The sequence below is a fragment of the Streptomyces sp. NPDC034086 genome, assembly GCF_055575515.1.
Window position 1 is genome coordinate 813,138 of the sequence record NZ_JBVISM010000002.1, and the last position, 25,941, is coordinate 839,078.

23 protein-coding genes, 5 tRNA genes and 1 pseudogene are annotated in these 25,941 nt (G+C 71.8%); 20 read left to right on the forward strand and 9 right to left on the reverse strand.

Annotated features, from left to right (window positions below; all coding sequences use genetic code 11):
- Nucleotides 1-135: 135 nt before the first annotated feature.
- The 4 genes from ACZ514_RS09120 to ACZ514_RS09135 all read right to left on the reverse strand — a co-directional run bounded on the left by ACZ514_RS09120 (nucleotide 136) and on the right by ACZ514_RS09135 (nucleotide 5,390).
- Nucleotides 136-720 carry a GTP-binding protein gene (locus ACZ514_RS09120; RefSeq protein ID WP_468166576.1) on the reverse strand — a complete coding sequence of 195 codons (585 nt, stop codon included), beginning with the start codon at nucleotides 718-720 and terminating at the stop codon, nucleotides 136-138.
- Nucleotides 701-1,093, reverse strand: coding sequence for a DUF742 domain-containing protein (locus tag ACZ514_RS09125; protein ID WP_215149806.1), 393 nt, complete (start codon nucleotides 1,091-1,093; stop codon nucleotides 701-703). The genes ACZ514_RS09120 and ACZ514_RS09125 overlap by 20 nt, the downstream gene beginning before the upstream one ends.
- Nucleotides 1,094-1,241: 148 nt before the next feature.
- Nucleotides 1,242-1,655 (reverse strand): roadblock/LC7 domain-containing protein, encoded by a 414-nt coding sequence (locus ACZ514_RS09130; protein ID WP_007266776.1) that lies wholly within the window; start codon nucleotides 1,653-1,655, stop codon nucleotides 1,242-1,244.
- A 9-nt stretch (nucleotides 1,656-1,664) separates the two neighbouring features.
- The gene (locus tag ACZ514_RS09135; protein WP_468695720.1) at nucleotides 1,665-5,390 is read right to left on the reverse strand and encodes a nitrate- and nitrite sensing domain-containing protein; all 3,726 of its coding nucleotides are present in this window, start codon (nucleotides 5,388-5,390) and stop codon (nucleotides 1,665-1,667) included.
- Nucleotides 5,391-5,971: 581 nt separating this feature from the next.
- Here ACZ514_RS09135 and ACZ514_RS09140 point away from each other — a divergent pair.
- From ACZ514_RS09140 to ACZ514_RS09180, 9 genes are all read left to right on the forward strand, one after another.
- Entirely contained in the window at nucleotides 5,972-6,157 is a 186-nt protein-coding gene (locus ACZ514_RS09140) for a hypothetical protein (RefSeq protein ID WP_468166580.1), read from the forward strand.
- 112 nt (nucleotides 6,158-6,269) lie between these two features.
- Nucleotides 6,270-7,088, forward strand: coding sequence for a fumarylacetoacetate hydrolase family protein (locus tag ACZ514_RS09145; RefSeq protein ID WP_468166582.1), 819 nt, complete (start codon nucleotides 6,270-6,272; stop codon nucleotides 7,086-7,088).
- Nucleotides 7,081-8,556 (forward strand): glutamate--tRNA ligase, encoded by a 1,476-nt coding sequence (gene gltX / locus ACZ514_RS09150; protein ID WP_468166584.1) that lies wholly within the window; start codon nucleotides 7,081-7,083, stop codon nucleotides 8,554-8,556. The genes ACZ514_RS09145 and gltX overlap by 8 nt, the downstream gene beginning before the upstream one ends.
- Before the next feature lie 296 nt (nucleotides 8,557-8,852).
- The gene (locus tag ACZ514_RS09155) at nucleotides 8,853-9,581 is read left to right on the forward strand and encodes an HAD family hydrolase (protein ID WP_469124426.1); all 729 of its coding nucleotides are present in this window, start codon (nucleotides 8,853-8,855) and stop codon (nucleotides 9,579-9,581) included.
- Nucleotides 9,582-9,668: 87 nt separating this feature from the next.
- A tRNA-Gln gene (locus ACZ514_RS09160) sits at nucleotides 9,669-9,740 on the forward strand.
- A gap of 27 nt (nucleotides 9,741-9,767) precedes the next feature.
- Nucleotides 9,768-9,840 (forward strand) — tRNA-Glu (locus ACZ514_RS09165).
- A gap of 61 nt (nucleotides 9,841-9,901) precedes the next feature.
- Nucleotides 9,902-9,977 (forward strand) — tRNA-Glu (locus ACZ514_RS09170).
- 22 nt (nucleotides 9,978-9,999) lie between these two features.
- Nucleotides 10,000-10,071: transfer RNA gene (locus ACZ514_RS09175), tRNA-Gln, on the forward strand.
- 21 nt (nucleotides 10,072-10,092) lie between these two features.
- Nucleotides 10,093-10,165, forward strand: a tRNA-Glu gene (locus tag ACZ514_RS09180).
- Between the two features lie 178 nt (nucleotides 10,166-10,343).
- On the opposite strand, the gene ndgR is transcribed toward ACZ514_RS09180, so the two are convergent.
- The gene (gene ndgR / locus ACZ514_RS09185) at nucleotides 10,344-11,060 is read right to left on the reverse strand and encodes an IclR family transcriptional regulator NdgR (protein ID WP_007266782.1); all 717 of its coding nucleotides are present in this window, start codon (nucleotides 11,058-11,060) and stop codon (nucleotides 10,344-10,346) included.
- Between the two features lie 187 nt (nucleotides 11,061-11,247).
- Between ndgR and leuC the strand changes: the two genes are divergently transcribed.
- From leuC to ACZ514_RS09205, 4 genes are all read left to right on the forward strand, one after another.
- Nucleotides 11,248-12,672 carry a 3-isopropylmalate dehydratase large subunit gene (gene leuC / locus ACZ514_RS09190; protein WP_468166588.1) on the forward strand — a complete coding sequence of 475 codons (1,425 nt, stop codon included), beginning with the start codon at nucleotides 11,248-11,250 and terminating at the stop codon, nucleotides 12,670-12,672.
- Between the two features lie 3 nt (nucleotides 12,673-12,675).
- Nucleotides 12,676-13,269: a 3-isopropylmalate dehydratase small subunit gene (leuD, locus tag ACZ514_RS09195; RefSeq protein ID WP_468166590.1), complete on the forward strand. Its 594-nt coding sequence runs from the start codon at nucleotides 12,676-12,678 to the stop codon at nucleotides 13,267-13,269.
- Between the two features lie 137 nt (nucleotides 13,270-13,406).
- Nucleotides 13,407-13,634 (forward strand): SCO5555 family protein, encoded by a 228-nt coding sequence (locus ACZ514_RS09200; RefSeq protein ID WP_007266785.1) that lies wholly within the window; start codon nucleotides 13,407-13,409, stop codon nucleotides 13,632-13,634.
- Between the two features lie 144 nt (nucleotides 13,635-13,778).
- Entirely contained in the window at nucleotides 13,779-14,477 is a 699-nt protein-coding gene (locus tag ACZ514_RS09205; RefSeq protein ID WP_468166592.1) for an HU family DNA-binding protein, read from the forward strand.
- Between the two features lie 309 nt (nucleotides 14,478-14,786).
- Here ACZ514_RS09205 and cofC read toward each other — a convergent pair.
- A pseudogene (gene cofC / locus ACZ514_RS09210) lies at nucleotides 14,787-15,461 on the reverse strand (2-phospho-L-lactate guanylyltransferase); the annotation flags it as partial.
- A 164-nt stretch (nucleotides 15,462-15,625) separates the two neighbouring features.
- Between cofC and ACZ514_RS09215 the strand changes: the two are divergent.
- Genes ACZ514_RS09215 through ACZ514_RS09225 form a run of 3 tightly spaced genes read left to right on the forward strand, consistent with a single transcriptional unit; the run spans nucleotide 15,626 to nucleotide 18,582 of the window.
- Complete coding sequence (locus tag ACZ514_RS09215) at nucleotides 15,626-16,378, forward strand: lysophospholipid acyltransferase family protein (RefSeq protein WP_468695710.1); 753 nt, start codon at nucleotides 15,626-15,628, stop codon at nucleotides 16,376-16,378.
- Nucleotides 16,375-17,385, forward strand: a complete 1,011-nt coding sequence (locus tag ACZ514_RS09220; protein ID WP_468166596.1) for an NAD(P)H-dependent glycerol-3-phosphate dehydrogenase — start codon at nucleotides 16,375-16,377, stop codon at nucleotides 17,383-17,385. Before ACZ514_RS09215 ends, ACZ514_RS09220 begins: the two co-directional genes overlap by 4 nt.
- 39 nt (nucleotides 17,386-17,424) lie before the next feature.
- The gene (locus ACZ514_RS09225) at nucleotides 17,425-18,582 is read left to right on the forward strand and encodes a D-alanine--D-alanine ligase family protein (protein WP_468166598.1); all 1,158 of its coding nucleotides are present in this window, start codon (nucleotides 17,425-17,427) and stop codon (nucleotides 18,580-18,582) included.
- A gap of 90 nt (nucleotides 18,583-18,672) precedes the next feature.
- Here ACZ514_RS09225 and ACZ514_RS09230 read toward each other — a convergent pair whose 3' ends face one another.
- A complete protein-coding gene (locus tag ACZ514_RS09230; protein WP_468695705.1) occupies nucleotides 18,673-19,167 on the reverse strand; it encodes a DUF3515 family protein in 495 nt (164 codons plus the stop codon).
- A 23-nt stretch (nucleotides 19,168-19,190) separates the two neighbouring features.
- Nucleotides 19,191-19,424, reverse strand: coding sequence for an Lrp/AsnC ligand binding domain-containing protein (locus ACZ514_RS09235; RefSeq protein ID WP_007266792.1), 234 nt, complete (start codon nucleotides 19,422-19,424; stop codon nucleotides 19,191-19,193).
- A 245-nt stretch (nucleotides 19,425-19,669) separates the two neighbouring features.
- Between ACZ514_RS09235 and ACZ514_RS09240 the strand changes: the two genes are divergently transcribed.
- Nucleotides 19,670-20,650: a thiamine-phosphate kinase gene (locus tag ACZ514_RS09240; RefSeq protein ID WP_468166602.1), complete on the forward strand. Its 981-nt coding sequence runs from the start codon at nucleotides 19,670-19,672 to the stop codon at nucleotides 20,648-20,650.
- Nucleotides 20,647-21,456 (forward strand): bifunctional hydroxymethylpyrimidine kinase/phosphomethylpyrimidine kinase, encoded by an 810-nt coding sequence (thiD, locus tag ACZ514_RS09245; protein WP_468166604.1) that lies wholly within the window; start codon nucleotides 20,647-20,649, stop codon nucleotides 21,454-21,456. The genes ACZ514_RS09240 and thiD overlap by 4 nt, the downstream gene beginning before the upstream one ends.
- A gap of 129 nt (nucleotides 21,457-21,585) precedes the next feature.
- Here thiD and rpmB read toward each other — a convergent pair whose 3' ends face one another.
- Nucleotides 21,586-21,771: a 50S ribosomal protein L28 gene (rpmB, locus tag ACZ514_RS09250; protein WP_007266795.1), complete on the reverse strand. Its 186-nt coding sequence runs from the start codon at nucleotides 21,769-21,771 to the stop codon at nucleotides 21,586-21,588.
- Between the two features lie 240 nt (nucleotides 21,772-22,011).
- On the opposite strand from rpmB, the gene ACZ514_RS09255 reads away from it, so the two are divergent.
- Together ACZ514_RS09255 and recG are read left to right on the forward strand one after the other, a co-directional pair.
- A complete protein-coding gene (locus ACZ514_RS09255; RefSeq protein ID WP_468166606.1) occupies nucleotides 22,012-23,664 on the forward strand; it encodes a DAK2 domain-containing protein in 1,653 nt (550 codons plus the stop codon).
- Between the two features lie 26 nt (nucleotides 23,665-23,690).
- Nucleotides 23,691-25,898 carry an ATP-dependent DNA helicase RecG gene (gene recG, locus ACZ514_RS09260; protein ID WP_468166608.1) on the forward strand — a complete coding sequence of 736 codons (2,208 nt, stop codon included), beginning with the start codon at nucleotides 23,691-23,693 and terminating at the stop codon, nucleotides 25,896-25,898.
- Nucleotides 25,899-25,941 lie beyond the last annotated feature (43 nt).

Below are 25,941 nucleotides of genomic sequence, written 5' to 3' on the forward strand. Positions count from 1 at the left end.
TGCGCGCAGCGGCACCGGGTGAACGCGCGCTGTGTCCGGCCGGCGACAATTCACTGTCGAAACGTTATGAACGCGCAGGGCGGGCCGTGTTCGAGAACACAGCCCGCCCCCCGGCGCATCGCGTTGTCGTGCGTGCTACTTGAGACGTGCCATGAGGGCGTGCTCGACGAGCGTGATGAGTGCGCTCTTGGCGTCCGCGCGGTGGCGGGCGTCGGTGGTGATGATGGGGGCGTCGGGGCCGATCTGGAGGGCCTCGCGGACTTCTTCGGGGGTGTAGGGCTGGTGTCCGTCGAAGCCGTTGAGGGCGATGACGAAGGGCAGGCCGCTGTTCTCGAAGTAGTCGACGGCGGGGAAGCAGTCGGCGAGGCGGCGGGTGTCGACGAGGACGACGGCGCCGATGGCGCCGCGTACGAGGTCGTCCCACATGAACCAGAAGCGGTCCTGTCCGGGGGTGCCGAAGAGGTACAGGATCAGGTCCTGGTCCAGGGTGATGCGGCCGAAGTCCATGGCGACCGTGGTGGTCGTCTTGTCACCGGTGTGCGTGAGGTCGTCGATGCCCGCGCTGGCGGACGTCATGACGGCCTCGGTCCTGAGCGGATTGATCTCGGAGACCGCGCCGACGAACGTGGTCTTGCCCACGCCGAAGCCGCCCGCCACCACGATCTTCGCGGAGGTGGTGGAGCGCGGAGCCGCTCCGCCGTCAGAGCTTGCGAAGTCCACTGAGAACCCTCTCGAGCAGCGTTACATCCGGCGTTCCGCCGGCCTCTCCATTGCCCGGCTGGTGGATGGCCACCATGCCGGCTTCCGCCAGGTCGGCGACGAGGATGCGGGCGACGCCCAGCGGCATCGAGAGCAGCGCGGAGACCTCCGCGACCGACTTCACCTCGCGGCACAGGGTGCAGATGCGCTGGTGCTCCGGCAGCAGGCCGGACAGGTGCATCGGGTCGGCCGTCGTGCTGACCAGCGCCTCGATGGCGAGCTGGTAGCGCGGACGGGTCCGGCCGCCGGTCATCGCGTACGGGCGGACGAGCGGCTGGTCGCCATCCGAGTACGAATCTCCGTACGCGTCGGGGTAGGCGGGGGGCGGGGTCATTGATCCTCCGGGCTGGACAGCAGTGGTCAGCGTGCCGTCTGACAGGGCGGCCGGTGGGGGGACATGACGGCCTGTCGGGGGGTACTGGATTCCGGGTGTGCGGACCCGGTTCCCCGGCCGGAAGTACCGTCCGGCCGGGGAGGGGGTGTCAGATGAGCAGGCTTCCCTGGAGCTCCGCGCGCAGGTCCGGGGTGAGGACGTTGCCGGCGCGGTCCACGAGGAGGGCCATCTCGTAGCCGACGAGGCCGATGTCGCACTCGGGGTGCGCGAGCACGGCCAGCGAGGATCCGTCGGAGACGGACATCAGGAAGAGGAACCCGCGGTCCATCTCCACAACGGTCTGGTTGACGGCGCCGCCCTCGAAGATCCGGGAGGCCCCGGCGGTCAGCGAGGTCAGGCCGGAGGCCACGGCCGCCAGCTGGTCGGCGCGGTCACGGGGGAAACCTTCGGACATGGCCAGAAGGAGTCCGTCGGCGGAGACCACCACGGTGTGGGACACCCCGGGGGTGTTGTCCACGAAGTTGGTGATCAACCAGTTCAGGTTCTGTGCCGCCTGGCTCATCGAACTCAACTATCGCTCCTGCTGGTAAGTGGGGTCGATGTGGTAGCTCCCGGTCGCGGGGCCGGTGGTGCCGGCCTGGCGGCCCTGCTGGATACCGCGACGGAGGTTGGTGAGACGGCCGCGGACGTCATCCGGGGCGCGCGAGACCTGCGGGCCGGCCTGGGTGTCGGCCTGCTGCTGCGCGGTACCCGCCACGAGGTTCGCACGCGGCACCCGGCGGGGCAGACCCGAGGTGGTGATCCCGCCGGCGGCGGGCTGGCGCACGCGCTCGGCCTGCCGCATCAGCTCGTCGTTCGGGGACGACTTCCAGCTGACCGTGGGGCTGCTGCCGGTGACCGCCGCCGAGGGCTCGGCCGCGGGCTCCTGGCCGCGCCGCTGCGGGGGCGCCGGCGCGACCGGTGCCGCCTGCTGCGACTGGTGCGGCTGCTGGGGTACGGCCGGACCCTGCCCGGCGGACTGCCGTCCGCCCTGGTGGGACCAGTTCGACTCCAGCGACTCGAAGATCGGGCTGCGCGACTCGGGGCCGTTCTGCGCCGGAGCCGGCGGCAGCGCCTCCGGCTGGTACGCCTGCGGGAGGCGCGGGGCCTCGGCGCGCGGGGCCGGCGCGGGGGTGTGACCGCCGGGCTGCCGGCCCTGCTGGTCCCCGTAACCGCCGACACCGGGGCCGCCCGGGCGGGCGAACTGGCCGGTGGAGGCCGGGTCCAGCGGGCCCGCGGGCTGCGGGCGCTCGAACTGGCCGGTGGTGCCGTTGCCGCGGCCGCCGCCCGCGCCCTGCGGGGGCGGGGCGTTGAAGTCGGGGCGGGCGAACTCCGCCGTGGAGCCCGGGCCCGACAGCTCGTCGTGGCCGCGCGGCACCTCCGGGCCGCCCTGGGCAGCGGTGCCCCAGCTGGTGCTCTGCGGGACCCCGGCGGCCGGGCCGCCCGCGCCCGGGAGCTCCGGACGCGCGGCGCCGTCGCGCGCCGGCAGCTGCGGCCGCCTGCGCTTGACGGGGGCACCGGGCTGCTGCTGGGGCTGCCTGCCCTGCGGGGGCTGGGGCTGCTGGTGCTGCTGGGCCTGGCCCTGCGGCGGCTGCGGCCGCTCGAAGCCGTTGCCCTGCTGCGGGAAGCCGCCCTGCGGACCGCCCTGCTGCGGGAACCCGCCGGGACCGCCCTGCTGGGCGAAGCCGCCGGGACCGCCGGCCGGCCGCGCCTGCGGAGCGCCGCCCTGACCGCGGGCCGGCAGCGGCGAGCCGCCGCCGAAGGCACCCTGGCCCTGCGACTGGCCCGTCGGGGCGGAGGGGCCGCCCTGCGGACGCGGACCCTGGCCCTGGGGACCCTGCTGCTGCGGGGAGCCGGGCGCGCCGTCGCGCCCCGGCAGGGCGGCGCGCTGGCCGCCGCCGGAGACCTGGCCGCGCTGCTGGCCGGCGCCCACGGGGGGACGTACGCCCGCACCGGGCACCGAGGGCTGCTGGCCGCCGGGTGCACCCGGAGCGCCGCCGGTACCGCCCGGGCCGCCGCCGGCACCCGGCATGGGGCCCGGCTTCTTGCCGCCCTGGGCGACGTCCACCGGAAGCATGACGAGGGCCGTCGTACCGCCCGAGTCGGAGGGGCGCAGCTGGATGCGGATGCCGTGTCGCAGGGACAGGCGGCCGACCACGAACAGACCCATCCGGCGGGACACCGAGACGTCCACGGTGGGCGGCGACGCGAGCCGCTCGTTGATCGCGGCGAGGTCCTCGGGGGAGAGGCCGATGCCGGTGTCGTGGATCTCGACGAGCACGCGGCCGTCGGGCAGCGCGTGACCGGTGACCTTGACCTTGGTCTGCGGGGAGGAGAACGAGGTGGCGTTCTCCAGCAGCTCCGCGAGGAGGTGCACGAGGTCGTTGACGACGCGGCCGGCGACATCGGTGCCGGGCACCGCCGCCAGCTCGATGCGTTCGTACTGCTCCACCTCGGACGCCGCGGCGCGGAGCACGTCGACGAGCGGGACGGGCCGGGTCCACCGGCGGCCCGGCTCCTCGCCCGCGAGGACGAGGAGGTTCTCGCCGTTACGGCGCATGCGGGTCGCGAGGTGGTCGAGCTTGAAGAGCGAGGAGAGCTGGTCCGGGTCGGCCTCGCGCGACTCCAGTTCGGAGATGAGCGACAGCTGACGCTGGATGAGGCCCTGGGAGCGGCGCGAGAGGTTGGTGAACATCGCGTTGACGTTGCCCCGGAGGAGGGCCTGCTCGGCGGCGAGGCGGACGGCCTCGCGGTGCACGTCGTCGAAGGCCGCGGCCACCTGGCCGATCTCGTCGCGGGTGTGCAGGCCGACGGACTCCACGGAGGTGTCCACCTCCTGCGGGTCCGACTCGGAGAGCTGCTTGACGAGCTCGGGCAGGCGGTCCTGGGCGACGCGCGTCGCGGTGTCCTGGAGGCGGCGCAGCGAGCGGATCATGGACCGGGCCATGACGAACGCGCCGATGAGGGAGACACCGAGGACGAGGAGGATCAGGGCACCGTTGACGATGGCGTCCTGCTGCGACTCGTTCTTGAGCTCGCGGGCCTTCTGCTCCATGTCCTCGAGCAGGGAGAGCTCGATCTGCTGCATGGCGCGGATCTTGGTGTCGTCGGCGTCGTACCAGTCCATCCAGGAGCGGTTCTTCTCCTTGACGAACTGTCCCTGGGTGCTCAGCACGCGGCGGGCGTAGTGGTCGGCGCTGCCGATCTCGGAGTTGCCGTCGCCGAGCGAGCTGAGGAGTTCCTCGGGCTTGCCCTGGTAGACGAGCTCGAAGGTCTTCTTCGCCTGGCTCTCACCGCGCAGCGCGGAGAGGGCGTACAGACGGTCGTTCTCCTCCAGCTTGCCCTGCTTGTCGCCGCTCTCGGGGAGCGAGGCGGCGATGATCGCGCGCTGGATGGACGCGTACTCCTTGGCGGACGAGAACGCCGCCAGGGCGCGGGTGCGCTTGATCATCTCGGGGTTCGAGGTGGCCTGGGCCATGTCCTGCGAGAGCGAGAGCAGCGAGACGATCAGCGCGTTGTACTCGGTGACGGTCTGCTGGGCGCCGTTCTGGTACGCCTTCTTGCGGATGTCCTCGATGCCGGTGAGCTGGCGGCCGATCTGGAGGATGTTGTTGCGGATGGACTTGAGGGTCTCGTCCTTGTCCTCCGCGTTGTCGACCTTGTCGGTCGCGGCGGCGAAGGCCTTGGCGGCGGCGTCGGTCTGGTCGCGGACGCCCTCGACGAGGCTGTTGGCCTTGCCGTCCTTGACGAGCGACATCGGACCGGCCGACTTGTCCCGCTCCTCCTGGAGCATGGCGGCGAGGCTGGTCGCCTGGCGGGTCATCGTCGTCAGCAGCTGCATGTGCTCGAGCTGCTGGATGTCCTCGAGCGAGTCGTTGATACGGAAACCACCGAGTGTGGTGGCGGCGACGACGGGCAGGGTCAGCAGCGACACGAGTCGCGTGCTGATGCGCCAGTTCTGCATGGCGAGACGGGAACCGGGCCCGGTGGGGGCCTTCGGTATCGCCTCTTCGGTCTCGGGCGACTCGGCCTTGCCCTTGGCCCTGCTCGGCTTGACGGGCTTACCGGGCTTGCCGGGCTTCGGGGCCTTGCCGGACCTGCCGCGGCCCTTCCCCTTCACCGAGGAGGTGTCGGGTCCCGCTCCTTCGGCAGCCGGCCCGCGGTTCTGGGCGTGCTGGGGCGAGGAGCCACGGTCAATCCCGCCGCGCGGCTCCTGCTCCGCCGCAGCGCTGCCATCCCTCTTGAATCGTCCCTGCACTAGCGTCGCAACCTCTGGACCAGGCGCCCCGCCGGGTGAGCGGCGGAACGGTGTCGAGTCGTGGGGCACTGACGGCCCCGTGGTGGTCGTCGGTGACCGGCGCGTCTCCCTCTCCGTTCCCGCCGCGCGCGGCGCTCTCTTGCGCCACCTGCGCGCCGGCTGATACCCGCGGCGGTCCCGCGAATTCCAGCACAGTGGGGGATCTCCAACAAGGTGCGCGTGTCGCCCCGGCGAGCCGGTCACGGGTCGTGACAGAAGGGCTACTGGATGTGGAGGCACTATGGGGAGGAAACGGACTTACGTCAATCAAAGCTGCTGTCCGGCAAGGTGTCCCAGTCGAGATGATCAGGAGCGGAATGGCGCATTCAGTGGCGCAATGTCCGTTTCGGCAGGCGCAATTGACCGCCTGTTATGCCCGTATTGCCCGCTCGCTGGTGAGCAAACTCACACGAGTGTGGCCATTACTTACCGGTTGAGCCGGGGATTCGGATGTTTAGCCTTGCCTGTTAAAGGGTTGGCGCCACACCCGGCGCATCCGACAACCCTCATCCCACGAAGCGACCCGAGGGCCCGAAACTCCGATGAAGACGACGCAGATGTTCCGCAACATAGCCAACCCCCGCCGCACCACGCTCGCGCACCTGAAGGACGCCGAGGAGCTGCAGGCGGCGCCGGCCACCCCGGAGCACTCCGTCGAGCTGCCGGCCCAGACCGCGAACCCCCGCCGCACCGTCCTCATGGACGCCCCGGCCGCCGCGGCACAGTAGCCCCTCCGCGGTAGTGGCTCCGTAAAGGAGCGCGGAGCGTCGCCGCCCACCGCGTTAGCCTGGAGTCCGCAGACTCCAGACCAGCGGACATACAGAGGGGCAGACGCAACACGTGCGCATCGCCAGGTTCTCCATCGACGGCAATGTCGCGTTCGGCGCGGTCGAGGGCAGCACTGCCCCCGGCGCCGAGGGTGAGCTCGTCCTCGACATCATCAAGGGCATCCCGTTCGCGGACTTCGAGCTCTCCGGCACGAAGGTCCCGCTGAGCAAGGTCCGGCTGCTGCCGCCCGTGCTCCCGAACAAGGTCGTGGCCATCGGCCGCAACTACGCGGAGCACGCGGCGGAGCTCGGCAACTCCGTCTTCGACGACCAGGGCCGCCTCGAGCCCCCCGTCACCTTCTTCAAGCCCTCCACCTCCGTGGTCGGACCGGGCGACCCCATCGTCTACCCCTCCTTCTCCCAGGAGGTGCACCACGAGGCGGAGCTCGCCGTGGTCATCGGCCGCATGTGCCGCGAGGTGCCGAAGGAGCGCGTCAAGGACGTGATCCTCGGCTACACCTGCGCCAACGACGTCACCGCACGCGACGTCCAGAAGCGGGAGAAGCAGTGGGCCCGGGCCAAGGGCTTCGACAGCGCCTGCCCCCTCGGCCCCTGGATCGAGACGGGCCTCGACCCGGCCGCCGTCTCCGCGGGCCTGGCCGTCCAGTGCACGGTCAACGGCGAGCAGCGCCAGCTCGGCAGCACCAGCGACATGATCCGCTCCGTCGAGGACCTGATCGTGCACGTCAGCGAGGCCATGACGCTGCTCCCGGGCGACGTCATCCTCACGGGGACCCCGGCCGGAGTCGGCCCCCTCAACGTCGGCGACGAGGTCGCCGTCACCATCGAAGGCATCGGCACTCTCACCAACAAGGTGATCAAGCGTGGCTAACGCGAACGTCCGCGTACGTTTCTGTCCCTCCCCGACCGGCAACCCCCACGTGGGCCTGGTCCGGACCGCCCTCTTCAACTGGGCGTTCGCCCGCCACCACGGCGGTACGTTCGTCTTCCGCATCGAGGACACCGACGCGGCCCGCGACTCCGAGGAGTCGTACGAGCAGCTGCTCGACTCGCTGCGCTGGCTCGGCTTCACCTGGGACGAGGGCCCCGAGGTCGGCGGCCCGCACGCCCCGTACCGCCAGTCCCAGCGCATGGACATCTACCGGGACGTCGCCCAGCGCCTCCAGGACGGCGGCTACGCCTACCGCTGCTACTGCACCACCGAGGAGCTCGACGCGCGCCGCGACGCCGCCCGCGCGGCCGGCAAGCCCTCCGGCTACGACGGCCACTGCCGCGACCTCAGCGCCGAGCGGGTGGCCGCGTACGAGGCCGAGGGCCGTACCTCGATCGTGCGCTTCCGGATGCCCGACGAGACCATCACCTTCACGGACCTGGTCCGCGGCGAGCTCTCCTTCACCCCGGAGAACGTGCCGGACTTCGGCATCGTCCGCGCGAACGGCGCCCCGCTGTACACGCTGGTCAACCCGGTCGACGACGCGCTGATGGAGATCACGCACGTCCTGCGCGGTGAGGACCTGCTGTCCTCCACCCCGCGCCAGATCGCCCTCTACAAGGCGCTGATGGAACTCGGCATCGCCACCGGCGTCCCGCAGTTCGGGCACCTGCCGTACGTGATGGGGGAGGGCAACAAGAAGCTCTCCAAGCGCGACCCCGAGTCCTCGCTCAACCTCTACCGCGAGCGCGGCTTCCTGCCCGAGGGCCTGCTGAACTACCTCTCGCTCCTCGGCTGGTCCTTCTCCAAGGACCAGGACATCTTCTCGATCGAGGAGATGGTGGCGAAGTTCGACATCGACGGCGTGAACGCCAACCCGGCGCGCTTCGACCTCAAGAAGTGCGAGGCGATCAACGCCGACCACATCCGCCGCATGGACCCGAAGGCCTTCGCGGACGCCTGCGCCCCGTGGCTGCGCGCCCCGCACGCCAACTGGGCGCCCGAGGACTTCGACGCCGAGGCGTGGGCCCGGATCGCGCCGCACGCCCAGACCCGGGTGACCGTCCTCTCGGACATCACCGCGAACGTGGACTTCCTCTTCCTGAAGGAGCCCGTCGAGGACCAGGCGTCCTGGGACAAGGCCATGAAGGGCGACCCGGCGGCCCTGCTGACCACGGCGCGGGAGCACCTGTCCGCCGCCGACTGGTCGGACCCGGAGTCCCTCAAGCAGGCCGTCCTGACGGCCGGCGAGGCCCACGGCCTCAAGCTCGGCAAGGCCCAGGCCCCCGTGCGCGTGGCCGTCACCGGCCGCACCGTCGGCCTGCCGCTCTTCGAGTCCCTGGAGATCCTCGGCAAGGAGCGCTCGCTGGCCCGCATCGACGCGGCCCTGGCGAAGCTCTCCGCCTGACCCGCACCACCCCGTGGGGGCGGCGGCCGACCCGGCCGCCGCCCCCACGGCGTTGCCGGAGGAACGCCGGCGTGCGGCCGGTCACACGCTCCACGGCAGGCCGGCCCACGCCCCGCACGCCCCCGCCCCCGACCGGTACTCCCCGCCGGGCCGCTCCGGCCGGGGCGGCGGCCCCGACCCGACCCGGACCGGATCGGTCCGGATCGGAGGGGACGCGGACGGCGCGCCCACCTGCCGCGTGACGGACTTCTCCGTCGTGCCCGCGCCCGGGGACGGCGCGGCGTAGGCTCGGCGGCATGCCGATCCGCGCCGTGCTGTGGGACATCGACGACACCCTCTTCGACTACACGGGCGCCGATTCGGCCGGTCTGGCCGCCCACCTGCGCGCCCAGGGGCTCGCGGAGCGGTACGGATCCCCTCCGGAGGCCCTCGCGCTCTGGCGCCGGCTCACGGAGCTCCACTGGGCGCGTTTCGCCGCGGGCGAGGTCACCTTCCAGGGCCAGCGTCAGGACAGGGTGCGCGACTTCCTCGGCGAGCCCGCCATGACGGCGGCGCACGCCGACGCCTGGTTCGAGAGCTACGTCGAGCACTACAAGGCCGCCTGGGTCCTCTTCCCGGACGTCCTGCCCGCCCTGGACGCCCTCGCCGCCACCCACCGGCACGGGGTGCTCACGAACTCCTCCGCCGCCAACCAGGACCCCAAGCTGCGCCGCCTCGGCCTGCGCGACCGCTTCGAGGTGCTGGTGTGCGCCGCCGAGCTGGGCGTGAGCAAGCCCGACGCCGCCGCCTTCCTGGCCGCCTGCGAGGCGCTGGGGCTGCCTCCCGGCCAGGTCGCCTACGTGGGGGACCAGCCGGAGATCGACGCGCGCGGCGCTCGGGACGCCGGGCTCACGGCCGTCTGGCTCGACCGGGAGGGGGGCCGGGGGTCCGGTCCCGCCGGTGTGCACCGGATCGGGGGACTTGACCGGCTGCCCGGGCTCCTGGCCGCTGATACCCGTTTTGGAGCACGGTCAGGCATCCGGTAATGTTCTTTCTGCGCCGCCCGGGCGGGCCGAAAGGCCGGACACGGAGGCGCTTACCAAACGAAAGGCCCCCAGGGTCTTGAAGTTCGGTGGGCTATAGTGTAATTGGCAACACGAGGGTTTCTGGTTCCCTTATTCTAGGTTCGAGTCCTGGTAGCCCAGCGCAGTGCAGCAGTAACGCAGTGCTTTGCCCCCGTTGTGTAGCGGCCTAGCACGCCGCCCTCTCAAGGCGGTAGCGCCGGTTCGAATCCGGTCGGGGGTACAGATCCTTCCCGCGGGATCTCCAGGGTCGCTCCCGGAGGTCTTGATGCAGGATCGCTAGGGCCCCCGTTGTGTAGCGGCCTAGCACGCCGCCCTCTCAAGGCGGTAGCGCCGGTTCGAATCCGGTCGGGGGTACCAAGGTCTGGCTGGTCTAGACCATTGGGCTATAGTGTAATTGGCAACACGAGGGTTTCTGGTTCCCTTATTCTAGGTTCGAGTCCTGGTAGCCCAGCGCAGTACCGCAGTAAAGCTAGCCCCCGTTGTGTAGCGGCCTAGCACGCCGCCCTCTCAAGGCGGTAGCGCCGGTTCGAATCCGGTCGGGGGTACAAGAGGAGAGGCCCTCCGCGATCATCGCGGAGGGCCTCTTCCGTGTTTCCGGACCCCGGAGGCCGGCGGTGCCGGGCACAAGTGCGGGCCCGGAGGCGCGTGTTCGGACGTGTGCGGCGTCGTACGCGCCCCCGGGCCCGGGGGTGGGAGTGGTGGAGGTCTACGGCCGCGGACGGCTCAGCCGGAGCGGCGCAGGGCCTCCGTGAGACGGGCGGCCGCGTCTATGACGGCCTGGGCGTGCATGCGCCCCGGGTGGCGGGTCAGGCGCTCGATCGGCCCGGAGACCGACACGGAGGCCACCACCCGGTTCGAGGGGCCGCGTACGGGCGCCGAGACGGACGCCACGCCGGGCTCCCGCTCGCCGATCGACTGCGCCCAGCCGCGGCGCCGTACGCCGGACAGGGCCGTGGCCGTGAAGCGCGCGCCCTGCAGGCCCCGGTGGAGCCGCTCGGGCTCCTCCCAGGCCATCAGGATCTGCGCGGCCGACCCCGCCTTCATCGGGAGGGTGGAGCCCACCGGGACGGTGTCCCGCAGGCCCGACAGCCGCTCGGCGGCCGCCACGCAGATGCGCATGTCGCCCTGACGGCGGTAGAGCTGCGCGCTCTCGCCCGTCACGTCACGGAGGTGCGTGAGCACCGGTCCGGCCGTCGCCAGCAGGCGGTCCTCGCCGGCCGCGGCGGCAAGCTCTGCCAGCCGCGGACCGAGGATGAACCGGCCCTGCATGTCCCTCGCCACCATCCGGTGGTGTTCCAGTGCCACGGCCAGGCGATGTGCCGTGGGTCGTGCGAGCCCTGTCGCCGCGACCAGCCCGGCGAGGGTGGCCGGACCGGACTCCAGTGCGCTCAGTACCAGAGCTGCCTTGTCGAGAACGCCGACGCCGCTAGAGTTGTCCATGAAACGATATTCACGTCTCACACTGTGAAACGCAAGTTCAAATTTTCCAAGAACGAGCGAGTCTGTATGTGCGGGTCCACGAACCACTGGGTCCGAGCCGTCGTTCCGCGGGTGGGGTAGCGGGGCGATCAGGCGCACCAGATCTCTAAAGAAGCGCCGGCACAACCGGCCGGCCGGAGGGAAAGCGATGGGTAGGACACTCGCGGAGAAGGTCTGGGACGACCACGTCGTCCGGCGCGCCGAGGGCGAGCCCGATCTCCTCTTCATTGATCTCCACCTGCTGCACGAGGTGACCAGCCCGCAGGCTTTCGACGGTCTGCGCCAGGCCGGCCGCAAGGTCCGCCGTCTGGACCTCACCATCGCCACCGAGGACCACAACACCCCCACCATCGACATCGACAAGCCGATCGCGGACCCGGTCTCCCGGGCCCAGCTGGAGACGCTGCGCAAGAACTGCGCCGAGTTCGGCGTACGCCTCCACTCCCTGGGTGACGTCGAGCAGGGTGTCGTCCACGTCGTGGGCCCCCAGCTGGGCCTGACCCAGCCGGGCACGACCGTGGTCTGCGGTGACTCGCACACCTCCACGCACGGCGCGTTCGGCGCGCTGGCCTTCGGCATCGGCACCAGCCAGGTCGAGCACGTGCTGGCCACCCAGACCCTGCCGCTGGCCCGCCCCAAGACGATGGCGATCACCGTCACCGGGGAGCTGGCCGAGGGCGTCACCGCCAAGGACCTGATCCTGGCGATCATCGCCAAGATCGGCACCGGCGGCGGCCAGGGCTACATCCTGGAGTACCGCGGCGAGGCCATCGAGAAGCTCTCGATGGAAGCCCGCATGACCATCTGCAACATGTCGATCGAGGCCGGCGCCCGCGCGGGCATGATCGCCCCCGACCAGACCACCTTCGACTACCTGGAGGGCCGCGACCACGCCCCGACGGGCGAGGACTGGGACGCGGCGGTCGCCTACTGGAAGACGCTGCGCACCGACGAGGACGCGGTGTTCGACGCCGAGGTCGTCATCGACGGGGCCTCCCTGTCGCCGTTCGTCACCTGGGGCACCAACCCGGGTCAGGGCGCGCCGCTGTCGGCCAACGTCCCCGACCCGGCTTCGTACGAGGACGCTTCGGAGCGCCTCGCCGCCGAAAAGGCCCTGGAGTACATGGGGTTGACGGCCGGGCAGCCGCTGCGCGAGATCAAGGTCGACACCGTCTTCGTAGGTTCCTGCACCAACGGCCGCATCGAGGACCTGCGCGCCGTCGCCGGGATCATCGAGGGCCGCAAAGTCGCCGACGGCGTACGGATGCTGGTCGTCCCCGGCTCGGTCAGGGTCGCCCTGCAGGCCGTGGAGGAGGGCCTGGACAAGGTCTTCAAGGAGGCCGGCGCCGAATGGCGGCACGCGGGCTGTTCGATGTGCCTGGGCATGAACCCCGACCAACTGGCCCCCGGCGAGCGTTCCGCGTCCACCTCCAACCGCAACTTCGAGGGCCGGCAGGGCAAGGGCGGACGCACCCACCTGGTCTCCCCCCAGGTGGCCGCCGCCACCGCGGTACTGGGCCATCTGGCCTCCCCCGCCGACCTGTCCGACGCCCCCGTCACCGCCGGAGTCTGAACCATGGAAGCCTTCACCACTCACACCGGCCGGGCCGTTCCGCTGCGCCGCAGCAATGTCGACACCGACCAGATCATCCCCGCCCACTGGCTGAAGAAGATCACCCGTGACGGGTTCGAGGACGGGCTGTTCGAGGCCTGGCGCAAGGACCCGGACTTCGTCACCAACCGTCCCGAGCGGGCGGGTGCGACGGTCCTGGTCGCCGGTCCCGACTTCGGCACCGGATCCTCGCGCGAGCACGCCGTCTGGGCCCTGCAGAACTTCGGCTTCAAGACCGTCATCTCCTCCCGCTTCGCGGACATCTTCCGCGGCAACTCGCTGAAGAACGGTCTGCTGACCGTCGTCCTGCCGCAGGAGACCGTCGACCGGCTGTGGGAGCTGACCGAGGCCGACCCCACCGCCGAGATCACCGTCGACCTGGTCGACCGCCAGGTCCGAGCCGAAGGCGTCGAGGCGGAGTTCGAACTCGACGACAACGCCCGCTGGCGTCTGCTGGAGGGTCTGGACGACATCTCGCTCACCCTTCAGAACGAAGCCGACATCGACGCGTACGAAAGCGGCCGCCCGTCCTTCAAGCCCCGCACGATTCAGCACTGATTCCAGCCTGATCAGCGCTTATTCACCTTTGGGTGATCACATCGGCAACACTGTGCCCCCCGCCTTCCGGCGGGGGGCACAGCCGTATGTTGAGGCCCCGTGAGGCGACAACTCGCCCCAGATGGCACAATCTGTGCATGGAACGCGACAGTCAACTCGAGCTCTACGAACTCGTCGCGGACCGGTTGAAAGAAGCACACGCAAGGGTGCGCGCACTGCAAGTCCCGGAGGGCGTAAGGATGACGCTGTCCCGGAAGCTGTTGGTCGTCACTGCCGCGGCGAAGCATGATCTGGCCGATGCGGCAAGGCGCCTGGACAGGTTGATGAAGGACCTCGACGAGGGTCGATTCCCTGAAGGCGACTGATGCGAAGGAACTCCGCAACGACCTACCCCGTTGCGGCACTAGGGTGATTAGCCCGTTTCGTGTTTGATTTGCGGTATATATCCGCCTAACGTGCGAAATAAGCTTGAACACATTCGTTCTGGCGATGTCTCCGAAGGGGAAGACGTGAACAAGGCGCAGCTCGTAGAAGCGATTGCCGACAAGCTGGGCGGCCGCCAGCAGGCCGCGGACGCCGTCGACGCGGTACTGGACGCCATGGTCCGCGCGGTCGTCGCGGGCGACCGGGTCTCGGTCACGGGCTTCGGCTCGTTCGAGAAGGTCGACCGCCCGGCCCGCTACGCCCGCAACCCGCAGACGGGTGAGCGCGTCCGGGTCAAGAAGACCTCCGTCCCCCGTTTCCGTGCGGGTCAGGGCTTCAAGGACCTGGTCAGCGGCACCAAGAAGCTCCCCAAGGGCGACGAGGTCGCCGTGAAGAAGGCCCCGAAGGGCAGCCTGACCGGCGGTGCCTCCGCGACGGTCAAGAAGGCCGCCGCGAAGAAGGCCACCACGGCGAAGAAGACCGCCGCGAAGACCACGGCCGCCAAGAAGACCGTGGCGAAGAAGGCCGTCGGGAAGAAGGCCGCGCCGACCGTCAAGAAGACCGCCGCGAAGACCACGGCCGCGAAGAAGGCCACGGCCACCGGCACGGCGACGGCCAAGAAGGCCACCCCGGCCAAGAAGACCGCGACGGCGGCCAAGAAGACCACCGCCACCGCCAAGAAGACCGCCCCGGCGGCCAAGAAGGCCACCGCGACGAAGGCGCCCGCCAAGAAGACGGCGACGCGCAAGGCCACCGCGAAGAAGACCACCGCCCGCAAGAAGTAGGGGCACGGGTTACACACGCCGGGCCGGCTTCCCCGCCAGGGGAGGCCGGCCCGCGGTGCTGCCCGGCGCGGCCGGAGCCCGGCGGCGGATCCGGTACGCGGCTCAGAAGGTCTGCAGGGTCACCAGCGTGATCCGCAGCGACGGGCCCTCGCCGTCCGTCTCGATGCGCACCCGCTGCCCGGGCCGCAGCAGCCGCAGGCCCCCCGCGTCGAAGGCGGCGGCCTCGAAGGGCACCGGGGTGCCGTCGTCCAGCAGCACACTGCCGCTGCGGGTCTGGGAGTCGTACGTGTACGCGGTCGCCTGCATACGGGAACTGTATCGGGCCGTGTGCCGCCCCACCCCGAGGGCCAGGGCCGTCCGCAGGTCCGCCCCCGTGTCCACGTCCCGGCGTACGCTCTCCACGCCCGCGAGGGCTATTTCCACCGCGCCCGAGGCCGAATGCCGGGCCCGGGAGGGGCCGCCGAAGGAAGGTGCCAATTCCACGTCCGGTCCCGCGGAAAGCAGGGTGGTGCCGATTCCGGCCGCATCCGCCAGAAATGCCCGGGGAAAATGCTCCGCGATATCGAGCACACGTAGCAATTCCGGTGGCCGCAGCGCCGGCAGGTCGGCGTTCATCGCGGCCACCGCCGCCCCCGGCCGCCGCGCCCGCACCGCCCGCGCCCCGTGGTCCAGCGCCGCGTTGAGCCCGGCGCCGGGGGCGTCCGGCAGGATCCGCGCCCCCAGCCGCGCCAGCTCCGCCCCCGCCACGGCGTCGTCCGTGACGACCACCACATCCGCGACCGACGCGCAGGCCAGCGCCCCCGCCACGGTGTCCTGCGCGAAGGCCAGCGCCAGCCCCGGCCGGGAGGCGCCCACGGCCGCCGCGAGACGGCTCTTGGCCAGCGCCAGGGGCTTCAGGGGAACCACCAGGCTCCATCCGGCGTTCGTGGCGGACCCCTTCCCTCCGGTGCGCTGCGGCACCCGCCCGACCCATCGGCAGGTCATGACCCGGTCATCACTCGGCCCATTGTCGCCCCCGAGCGGGCGCAGGGGGGCCTCGTGGTGCGAGCGGGGCGTACGGTGTCCTCGACAGAGACCGGACCCGGCGCGACACTTGTCCGGCCCCGAGGTGCCCAAGCCACGCACCGGTCCTAGAGGAAGGTGTCCGAGTGTCCCGCCGCAGAATCGGCTTCTGGTACCGCCTGGCGGCGGTCATCGCAAAACCGCCGCTGGTAGTGCTCTTCAAGCGGGACTGGCGGGGAATGGACCACATTCCGGCCGAGGGCGGATTCATCACCGCCGTCAATCACAACTCGTATCTGGACCCGCTCTCCTACGCGCACTTCCAGTACAACACCGGCCGGGTGCCGCGTCTGCTCGCCAAGGCGGGGCTCTTCAAGGTGCCTTTCGTCGGCATGATCCTGCGCGGATCCGGGCAGATCCCGGTCTACCGCGAGACCACCAACGCCCTGGACGCATTCCGGGCCGCCGTGGACGCCGTCGAGCGCGGTGAATGCGTGGCCTTTTACCCGGAAGGCACCCTCACCCGCGACCCGGAGATGTGGCCGATGGCCGGCAAGACCGGCGTCGCCCGCGTGGCGCTGATCACCAGGGCCCCCGTCATTCCCGTGGCCCAATGGGGCGCGAATCTCGCGATGCCGCCCTACGCCAAGGAGAAGAAGGTCCGGCTGTTCCCCCGCAAGACCCTCCAGGTGCTCGCCGGACCGCCCGTGGACCTCTCGGCCTACTACGACCGCGAGCCCACGCCCGAGGTCCTCAAGGGCGCCACCGAGGCCATCATGGCCGACATCACCAAGCTCCTGGAGGAGCTGCGGGGCCAGAGCGCGCCCGCGCAGCCCTACGACCACCGCAAGGCCAGGGCGCAACAGCGGCGCGACGCCGCGGGGGAGGGCAAGAAGTGACACGTCCCGTCAAGGCCGCCGTGTTCTCGGCGGGTTCCTGGGGCACCGCCTTCGGCATGGTGCTCGCCGACGCCGGCTGCGAAGTGACCCTGTGGGCCCGCCGCCGGGAGGTGGCCGACGCCATCAACACCGGACGCACCAACCCGGACTACTTCCCCGGCGTGGAGCTCCCCGAGAACCTCCGCGCGACCACGGACCCCGCCGAGGCCGCCCGCGGCGCGGACTTCACCGTGCTGTCCGTCCCCTCCCAGACCCTGCGCGGCAACCTCGCCGAATGGGCCCCGCTGCTGGAGCCCGACACCGTCCTCGTCTCCCTGATGAAGGGCATCGAACTCGGCACCGCCAAGCGGATGAGCGAGGTCATCGAGGAGGTGGCCAAGGTCCCCGCCGAGCGGGTCGCCGTCGTCACCGGCCCCAACCTGGCCCGCGAGATCGTCGCCCGGCAGCCCGCCGCCTCCGTCGTCGCCTGCGTGGACGAGGCCGTGGCCCGGCGCCTCCAGGCCGCCTGCCACACCCCGTACTTCCGTCCGTACACCAGCACCGACGTCATCGGCTGCGAGCTGGGCGGCGCCGTCAAGAACGTCATCGGCCTGGCCGTCGGCATCGCGGACGGCATGGGCCTGGGCGACAACACCAAGGGCTCCCTCATCACCCGGGGCCTCGCCGAAGCGACCCGTCTGGGCCTGGCGATGGGTGCCGACCCGCTCACCTTCTCCGGGCTCGCCGGGCTCGGCGACCTCGTCGCCACCTGCTCCTCGCCGCTCTCCCGGAACCACACCTTCGGCACCAACCTGGGCCGCGGAATGACCCTGGCCGAGACCATCGCGGTCACCAGCCAGACCGCGGAAGGGGTCAAGTCCTGCCAGTCCGTGGCAGATCTGGCACGGCGGTACGGAGTGGACATGCCGATCACCGACACGGTCGTCGAGATCGTGCACCACGGCAAGCCCCCGCTGGTCGCACTGAAGGAACTGATGGGGCGCAGCGCCAAACCGGAACGCCGCTGACTCCGTTCCGGACGTGTGAGCGGGTACCCTCGTGGCGATATGAGCAGCGAGAACCTCCCCCAGACCCCTGAGCAGCAGGGCCGCAAGCCCCGCGTGGCCGTCGTGTTCGGCGGCCGCAGCTCGGAACACGCCATTTCGGTCGTCACGGCGGGCGCGGTGCTGCGCTCCATCGACCGCGCCAAGTACGAGGTGCTGCCCATCGGCATCACCACGGACGGCCGGTGGGCCCTGACCGCCGACGAGCCCGAGCGCATGGCCATCGCGGACCGGCGGCTCCCGAGCGTCGACACGCTGCGGGAGACCCCGGAGGGCACCGTCGTGCTCCCCGTGGACCCCGCCAGCCGCGAGGTCGTCTACACCGAGCCGGGCAGCGTCCCCAAGGCGCTGGGCGAGGTCGACGTGGTCTTCCCCGTCCTGCACGGCCCCTACGGCGAGGACGGCACCCTCCAGGGCCTCCTGGAGCTCTCCGGGATCCCCTACGTCGGATCCGGCGTCCTCGCCTCGGCCGTCGGCCAGGACAAGGACTACATGAAGCGGGTGTTCACCTCCTTCGGGCTGCGCGTCGGCCCGTACGTGACCATCCGCCCCCGCGAGTGGGAGGCCGACCGGGCCGCCGCCAAGGCGAAGATCCTGGACTTCGCCGGCGAGCACGGCTGGCCGCTGTTCGTCAAGCCCGCCCGGGCCGGCTCCTCCATCGGCATCACCAAGGTCGACGACCCCTCCGGGCTCGACGCGGCGGTCCAGGAGGCGCGCCGCCACGACCCGAAGATCATCGTGGAGGCGCTGCTGCGCGGCCGCGAGATCGAGTGCGGCGTCCTGGAGTTCGAGGACGGGCCGCGCGCCAGCGCCCCCGCCGAGATCCCCCCGGTCTCCAGCCACGACTTCTACGACTTCGAGGCGAAGTACATCGACTCCGCGTCGGGGATCGTGCCCGCCCCGCTGACCCCGGAGCAGACCGCCGAGGTGCAGCGGCTCGCGATCGAGGCCTTCGAGGCCGCGTCCTGCGAGGGCCTGGTGCGCGCCGACTTCTTCCTCACCGAGGACGGCGAGTTCGTCATCAACGAGATCAACACCATGCCCGGCTTCACCCCGATCTCGATGTACCCGCGGATGTGGCAGGAGTCCGGCATCGAGTACCAGGAGCTGGTGGACCTCCTGATCCAGGCGGCCCTGCGCCGCTCCACCGGACTGCGCTAGCCGCGCGTCCCGCCCCGTACAGCCGACCGCCCGCTGGGAGGAACCCAGCGGGCGGCGGTGTGCGCGCGGCGGGGGGCCGGACGGCCCCGGTCAGTACGAGGAGATCCCCACGGGGACGGTCCTGGCCACGGCGCCGGACAGACCGACCAGCATGCTCGCATCCGTGGCATGCTCCTTGGCGACCCGGATCTCCGTGTACGCCAGCCTCGCCCCGGTGGTGAACCGCAGACCGCCCTCCTCGGGCTTCTCCACCAGCCAGGCGACGCCGTTGACCTCGACGCCGTCCTGCTGGGGATCCGCCATCTTGGGGGGTTTGGGGATACCGCACCGCAGTACGATCGCCGAGCCGCCCCACGCGGCGGTCAGATCCGACTCCGGTGAGGTGGGGGTCCTCGCCAGTCCGTCCACCGTTTCCGGGAGCTCCTCGTGCAGAGCGGCACAGAGCTTCGCGACCGCGGCGGGCGGAGCGGGCGGCGGGTCCACCCGGCCCCCGGAACCCGCCGGGGCACAGCCCGCGAGGGCCAGGAGGACCGGCACGGCGGGCAGGGCCAGTACACGGAGGGGCCGGCGGTGCGTCAATGACATCACCGGCCAAGACTAGACGGGGGCTACAGATGGACCACCGGGCAGGTCAGGGTGCGGGTGATCCCCTCCACCTGCTGGACCTTGGCGACCACCATGCGGCCGAGATCGTCGACGGTGTCGGCCTGGGCGCGCACGATCACGTCGTACGGCCCCGTCACGTCCTCGGCCTGGATCACCCCCGCGATCTTGGAGATGGACTCGGCGACGACCGACGCCTTGCCCACCTCGGTCTGGATGAGGATGTACGCCTGTACCACGGAACCTCCAGGGCGGCCACGAGGATCATTTCCCCTAACCTTCGGATGGGCCCGGGGACATCGGGCGGGCCCGGGGAAGAAGGGACGCCACGGTACCGCGTCGCCGCGTGCCACGGGGAGACCCGGGGGCCCGGCGCCACGCACAGCGGGGCGTGCGCAGAGCAGAAGTTGACCTATCTGTTGACGGTACCCAGAGCTGTGACGGCTCGCGACCGCAAGCGGACTTGCCAAGAAGGGGCACAGCGATGAAGGGCACTGTGGGCGAGCTGGGGGAGTTCGGGCTCATTCGGGAGCTCACCTCACGGCTCACCACCACCCCGGCGGTCCGGCTCGGACCCGGCGACGACGCCGCGGTGGTGTCGGCCCCCGACCGGCGGGTCGTGGCCAGCACGGACATCCTGCTCGAGGGCAGGCACTTCCGCCGCGACTGGTCCACCGCGTACGACGTCGGCCGCAAGGCCGCCGCCCAGAACCTGGCCGACATCGCCGCCATGGGCGCCGTGCCCACCGCGCTGCTGCTCGGCCTCGTCGTCCCGGCCGAACTGCCGGTCACCTGGCCCACCGAGCTGATGGACGGCATCCGCGACGAGTGCCAGGTCGCGGGCGCCGCCGTGGTCGGCGGCGACGTCGTACGGGGCGACACCATCACCGTCTCCATCACCGCCCTCGGGGACCTGCGCAACCACGAGCCCGTCCTGCGTTCCGGCGCCCAGCCCGGGGACGTCGTGGCCGTCACCGGCTGGCTCGGCTGGTCCGCGGCCGGCTTCGCGGTGCTCTCGCGCGGCTTCCGCTCCCCCCGGGCCTTCGTCGAGGCGCACCGGCGCCCCGAGCCGCCCTACCACGCCGGCCCCGCGGCCGCCGGGCTCGGCGCCACCGCCATGACCGACGTCAGCGACGGCCTGATCGCCGACCTGGGGCACATCGCCGAGGCCAGCAAGGTGCGCATCGACGTGCGCTCGGGGGCCGTGGACATCCCGACCCAGATGCACGACATCGGCCAGGCCGTCGGCGTGGACCCGCTCCAGTGGGTGCTCACCGGGGGAGAGGACCACGCCATCGTGGCCACCTTCCCGCCGGACGTGAAGCTCCCGGCCCGCTGGAAGGTCATCGGGTCGGTCCAGCACCGCTCCGCGCTGCCCCAGGTGACCGTGGACGGCGCCCCCTGGACCAGCACCGGCGGCTGGGACCACTTCGGCGCCGACCCGGCCGAAGGGGAAACCCCGTGAGCGCCCCCGGTGCCGCCCCGCCGCCCTGCCTGACCGTCGCCGGGTCCGATTCCGGCGGCGGCGCGGGCATCCAGGCCGACCTCAAGACCATGCTGGCGCTCGGCGTGCACGGCATGAGCGTGATCACCGCCGTGACGGCCCAGGACTCGCTCGGCGTGAAGGGGGTCTGGGAGCTGCCCGCCGAGGCCGTCACGGCCCAGTACCGGGCCGTGGTGGACGACATCGGGGTGCGGGCCGTCAAGACCGGGATGCTGTCCTCCGCCGTACTGGTGGAGACGGTGGCGCGGTTGCTGGCGGACACCCCGGCGCCGGCCGTGGTGGACCCCGTCGGGGTCTCCAAGCACGGCGACGCGCTGCTCGCCGCCTCGGCGCTGGACGCCGTACGCCGGGAACTGCTGCCCCGGGCCACGGTGGCGACGCCCAACCTGGACGAGGTCGCCCAGCTCACCGGGCTGGCCGTGGAGAGCGAGGACGACATGCGGCGGGCCGCCGACGCGATCCTCGGCTACGGCCCCCGCTGGGCGCTGATCAAGGGCGGCCACCTCGCGGCGCACGGCGACGAGGCCGTGGACCTGCTGAGCGACGGCTCCCGGGAGCTGTGGCTGCGCGGGCCCCGGTACGACAACCGGCACACCCACGGCACCGGCTGCACGCTCGCCAGCGCGATCGCGGCGGGCCTGGCCAGGGGCCGGACCGTCCCGGAGGCCGTCACGGCCGCCAAGGAGTACGTCACCGGCGCCATCGCCGCCGGCTTCGCGCTGGGCGCCGGCATCGGACCGGTGGACCACGCCTGGCGCCGGCGCTGAACCCCCGGGCCGCCTCCAGGAGTCAGGAGGCGGCCCGGAGGGGCCCGGACAAGGCAAAAGGCCGGTCCACCAGAGGTGGACCGGCCTTCTTGGCAACCGGAAAGGGCTGCGCTACGACGACGGGAGGCGTCAGCGCGAGACCTTGCCGGCCTTGATGCACGAGGTGCAGGCGTTGAGGCGCTTCGGCGTCCCATTGACCACGGCACGGACGCGCTGGATGTTCGGGTTCCAGCGACGCGAGGTGCGGCGGTGCGAGTGGGAGATGTTGTTGCCGAAGCTCGGCCCCTTGGCGCAAACGTCGCAGTTGGCAGCCACAGGTCACTCCAAGACTTCAGATGCAATTACGGTGGAATCCGGCACACCGTAATCAGAGATCTGAAGTGGCTTGCCGGACGAATGACCCGACTCTCGACGGGCAACCTGAGCAGCATACAACGACTGCTTGGGTCCGAGAAAACTACCACGACGGGGCCCGGCTCCGCCCGGGCCCCCCGGGCGGAGGGCTCCCTTCGTTACCCTGCGGTGAACCCTGGCCCGCACAAGGAGGAACGCCCGGTGGCGCACGAGCCTGGCCCGCACACCCTCGACGCCGAAGCGGTGCGCACCTGGAGCTCACTGGCCCTGGCCGCGCTGGGCAGGGCCCGCGAGGACATTGACGCGATCAACGTCTACCCCGTCGCCGACGCCGACACCGGAACCAACCTCCACCTCACCGCCGAGGCCGCCGACCGCGCCCTGGACGAGTCCCTCGCCGGAGTGACGGACCGCACAGCCGGCCCCGCCTCCCTGGCCGAGGCCGTACGGGCCTACGCGCACGGCGCCCTCATAGGCGCCCGGGGCAACTCCGGGACCATCCTCGCCCAGCTGCTGCGCGGAGTCGCCGACGTGCTCGGCGCCGACCCCGGCGGCCTCGCCCCGGGTCCCCTGCTCGCCCGGGCCCTCGGCCGGGCCGCCGAGGAGGCCTACCGCGCCGTCGCGCACCCGGTCGAGGGCACCATGCTCACCGTCGCCGGCGCCGCCGCGCGGGCCGCGGCCGCCGCCGGTACCGGGGACGCCCCCGCCGCCGAGGTGGCCCGGGCCGCCTACGAAGGCGCCCGGGCCGCCCTCGCCGAGACGCCCGGGCAGCTGCCCGCGCTGCGGAAGGCCGGAGTGGTCGACGCCGGGGGCTGCGGACTGGTCGCCGTACTCGGGGCCCTGTGGCAGGCGCTGTCCGGCCGGGAACCCGACCCCGAGCCGGTGCGCGGCCCCGCCGTACCCGCGCCCGTACCGCTGGACCCGGAGCCCTGCGACCTGGACCAGGGCGGTCCCGCGTACGAGGTGGTCTACCTGCTCGAGGCCTCCGACGAGGCCGTCGCCGCACTCCGCGCCGGCCTCGACCGGCTCGGCGACTCCCTCGTGGTGGTCGGCGGCGACGGGCTGTGGAACGTCCACGTGCACGTCGACGACCCCGGCGCGGCCGTCGAGGCCGGGGTGGAAGCCGGCCGGCCGTACCGGATCCGCATCACCCACTTCGGCGACCAGCGCCGCCGCGCCAGTGCCCCCCGCGCCCAGCGGGCCGTGGTCGCCGTCGTCCAGGGCGAGGGCCTGGCCGCCCTGTGCGGCGAGGCCGGCGCGACCGCCGTGCCGGCCCGCCCCGGGGAACCGCCCGCCGTCTCCGAACTGCTCGACGCCGTCCGCCGGGCCCACGCCCGCGAGGTGGTCCTGCTGCCCGGAGGCCCCGAGCCGCGCGCCGCCGCGGCCGCCGCCGCCGAGCGGGCCCGCGCCGAGGGGGTACGGGTGGCCGTCATCCCCACCCGCTCGGCGGTCCAGGGCCTGGCCGCCCTCGCCGTGCACGACCCGGACGCCAGCTTCGACGAGGACGTCGTCGCCATGACCGCGGCCGCCGGCGCCACCCGCTACGGGGAACTCGCCGTCGCCGAACGGCAGTCCTTCACCTCCGCCGGCATCTGCCAGGCCGGGGACGTCCTCGGGCTCATCGACGGCGACGTCGCCGTCATCGGCGCCGGCCTGCCCGAGACCGCCGAGGCCGTCCTGGAGCGGATGCTCGGCTCCGGCGGCGAACTGGTCACCCTCGTCCTGGGACCCGAGGTGCCGGACACCCTCGCCGCGCGCCTGGAGGCGTACGTCCAGCACGGGCACCTGGCGGTCGACACCGTCACCTACCGAGGCGGGCGCTGGTCGGCGCCCCTGCTCATCGGAGTCGAATAGCCGGCTTGTCAGCGCGATGGTGTGCAATGGAACACGTGCCCGCGCTCGACGAAGACCTCAAGAAGACCCTCGGCCCCGCCACCGCCAAGGTGCTGGCCGAGCAGCTCGGCCTGCACACGGCCCTGGACCTGCTCCACCACTACCCCCGGCGGTACGCCGAGCGCGGCGAGCTGACCTCGCTGGCGGACCTCGCCGACCAGCTCGACGAGCACGTCACCGTCGTCGCCCAGGTCGCCGACGCCCGCCTGCTGACGTACCAGGGCAGCCGCGGCGGGGGCAAGCGCCTCGAAGTCACCATCACCGACGGCAGCGGCCGCCTCCAGCTGGTCTTCTTCGGCGCGGGCGTCCACAAGCCGCACAAGGAACTGCTGCCCGGCAGCCGCGCCATGTTCGCCGGCAAGGTCTCCCGCTTCAACCACAAGCTCCAGCTCGCGCACCCGGCGTACGAGCCCCTCGGCGCCGACGCCTCCGACCGGGACGCGGCCACCGCCTTCGCCTCCCAGCTGATCCCGATCTACCCGGCCTGCGCCAAGCTGGAGTCCTGGAAGATCGCCAAATGCGTGGACGCCGTACTGCCCCGCGCCCAGGAGGCCGTCGACCCGCTGCCGCCGGCGCTGCGGGAGGGCCGCGGACTGGTCCCGCTCACCGAGGCCCTCCTCAAGATCCACCGGCCCGCCACCAAGGCCGACATCGAGGACGCCCGCCAGCGCCTGAAGTGGGACGAGGCCTTCGTCCTCCAGGTCGCGCTGGCCCGCCGCCGGCACGCCGACTCCCAGCTCCCCGCGGTCGCCCGCCGCGCCGCCCCCGGCGGCCTCCTCGACTCCTTCGACGCCACACTGCCCTTCACCCTCACCGAAGGCCAGCAGACCGTCTCCAAGGAGATCTTCGACGACCTCGCCACCAGCCACCCCATGCACCGCCTCCTCCAGGGCGAAGTGGGCTCCGGGAAGACGATGGTGGCCCTGCGGGCCATGCTCGCCGTCGTCGACTCCGGCGGACAGGCCGCGATGCTCGCGCCCACCGAGGTGCTCGCCCAGCAGCACCACCGCTCGATCACCGAGATGATGGGCGAACTCGCCGAGGGCGGCATGCTGGGCGGCTCCGACCGGGGCACCAAGGTGGTGCTGCTCACCGGCTCCATGGGCACGGCCGCCCGCCGCCAGGCCCTGCTCGACCTGGTCACCGGCGAGGCGGGCATCGTCATCGGCACGCACGCCCTCATCGAGGACAAGGTGCGGTTCCACGACCTCGGCCTGGTCGTCGTGGACGAGCAGCACCGCTTCGGCGTCGAACAGCGCGACGCGCTCCGCTCCAAGGGGAAGCAGCCCCCGCACCTGCTGGTCATGACCGCCACCCCGATCCCGCGCACCGTCGCGATGACCGTCTTCGGCGACCTGGAGACCTCCGTCCTCGACCAGCTGCCCGCCGGCCGCTCCCCGATCGCCACCCACGTGGTGCCCGCCAAGGACAAGCCCCACTTCCTCGCCCGCACCTGGGAACGGGTCCGCGAGGAAGTGGAGAACGGCCACCAGGCCTACGTGGTCTGCCCGCGCATCGGCGACGGCGAGGACGACCCCAAGGGCAAGAAGAAGGCCTCCGCCGAGGACGAGGCCGAGAAGCGCCCGCCGCTGGCCGTGCTGGAGATCGCCGAACAGCTCACGCGCGGCCCCCTGGCCGGACTGTCCGTCGAGGTCCTGCACGGGCGCATGGACCCCGCGGACAAGGACGACGTCATGCGGCGCTTCGCCGCCGGCGAGGTCAAGGTGCTGGTCGCGACGACCGTCATCGAGGTCGGGGTGAACGTCCCCAACTCCACCGTCATGGTGATCATGGACGCGGACCGCTTCGGCGTCTCCCAGCTGCACCAGCTGCGCGGCCGCGTCGGCCGGGGATCCGCCCCGGGCCTGTGCCTGCTGGTCAGCGAGATGCACGAGGCCAGCCCCGCCCGCGCCCGGCTCGCCGCCGTCGCCGCCACCCTCGACGGCTTCGAGCTCTCCCGGATCGACCTGGAACAGCGCCGCGAGGGCGACGTCCTCGGGCAGGCCCAGTCCGGCGTCCGCTCCTCGCTGCGCATGCTCGCCGTCATCGAGGACGAGGAAGTCATCGCCCAGGCCCGGGAGGAGGCCACCCGCGTGGTCGCCGCCGACCCGGGGCTGGAGCACCTGCCGGGGCTGCGCACCGCCCTCGACGCCCTGCTGGACACCGAACGCGAGCAGTACCTGGAGAAGGGCTGAGGCGCACGACCTATCGTTGGAGGCCAGACGGAGGTCCCAGCAC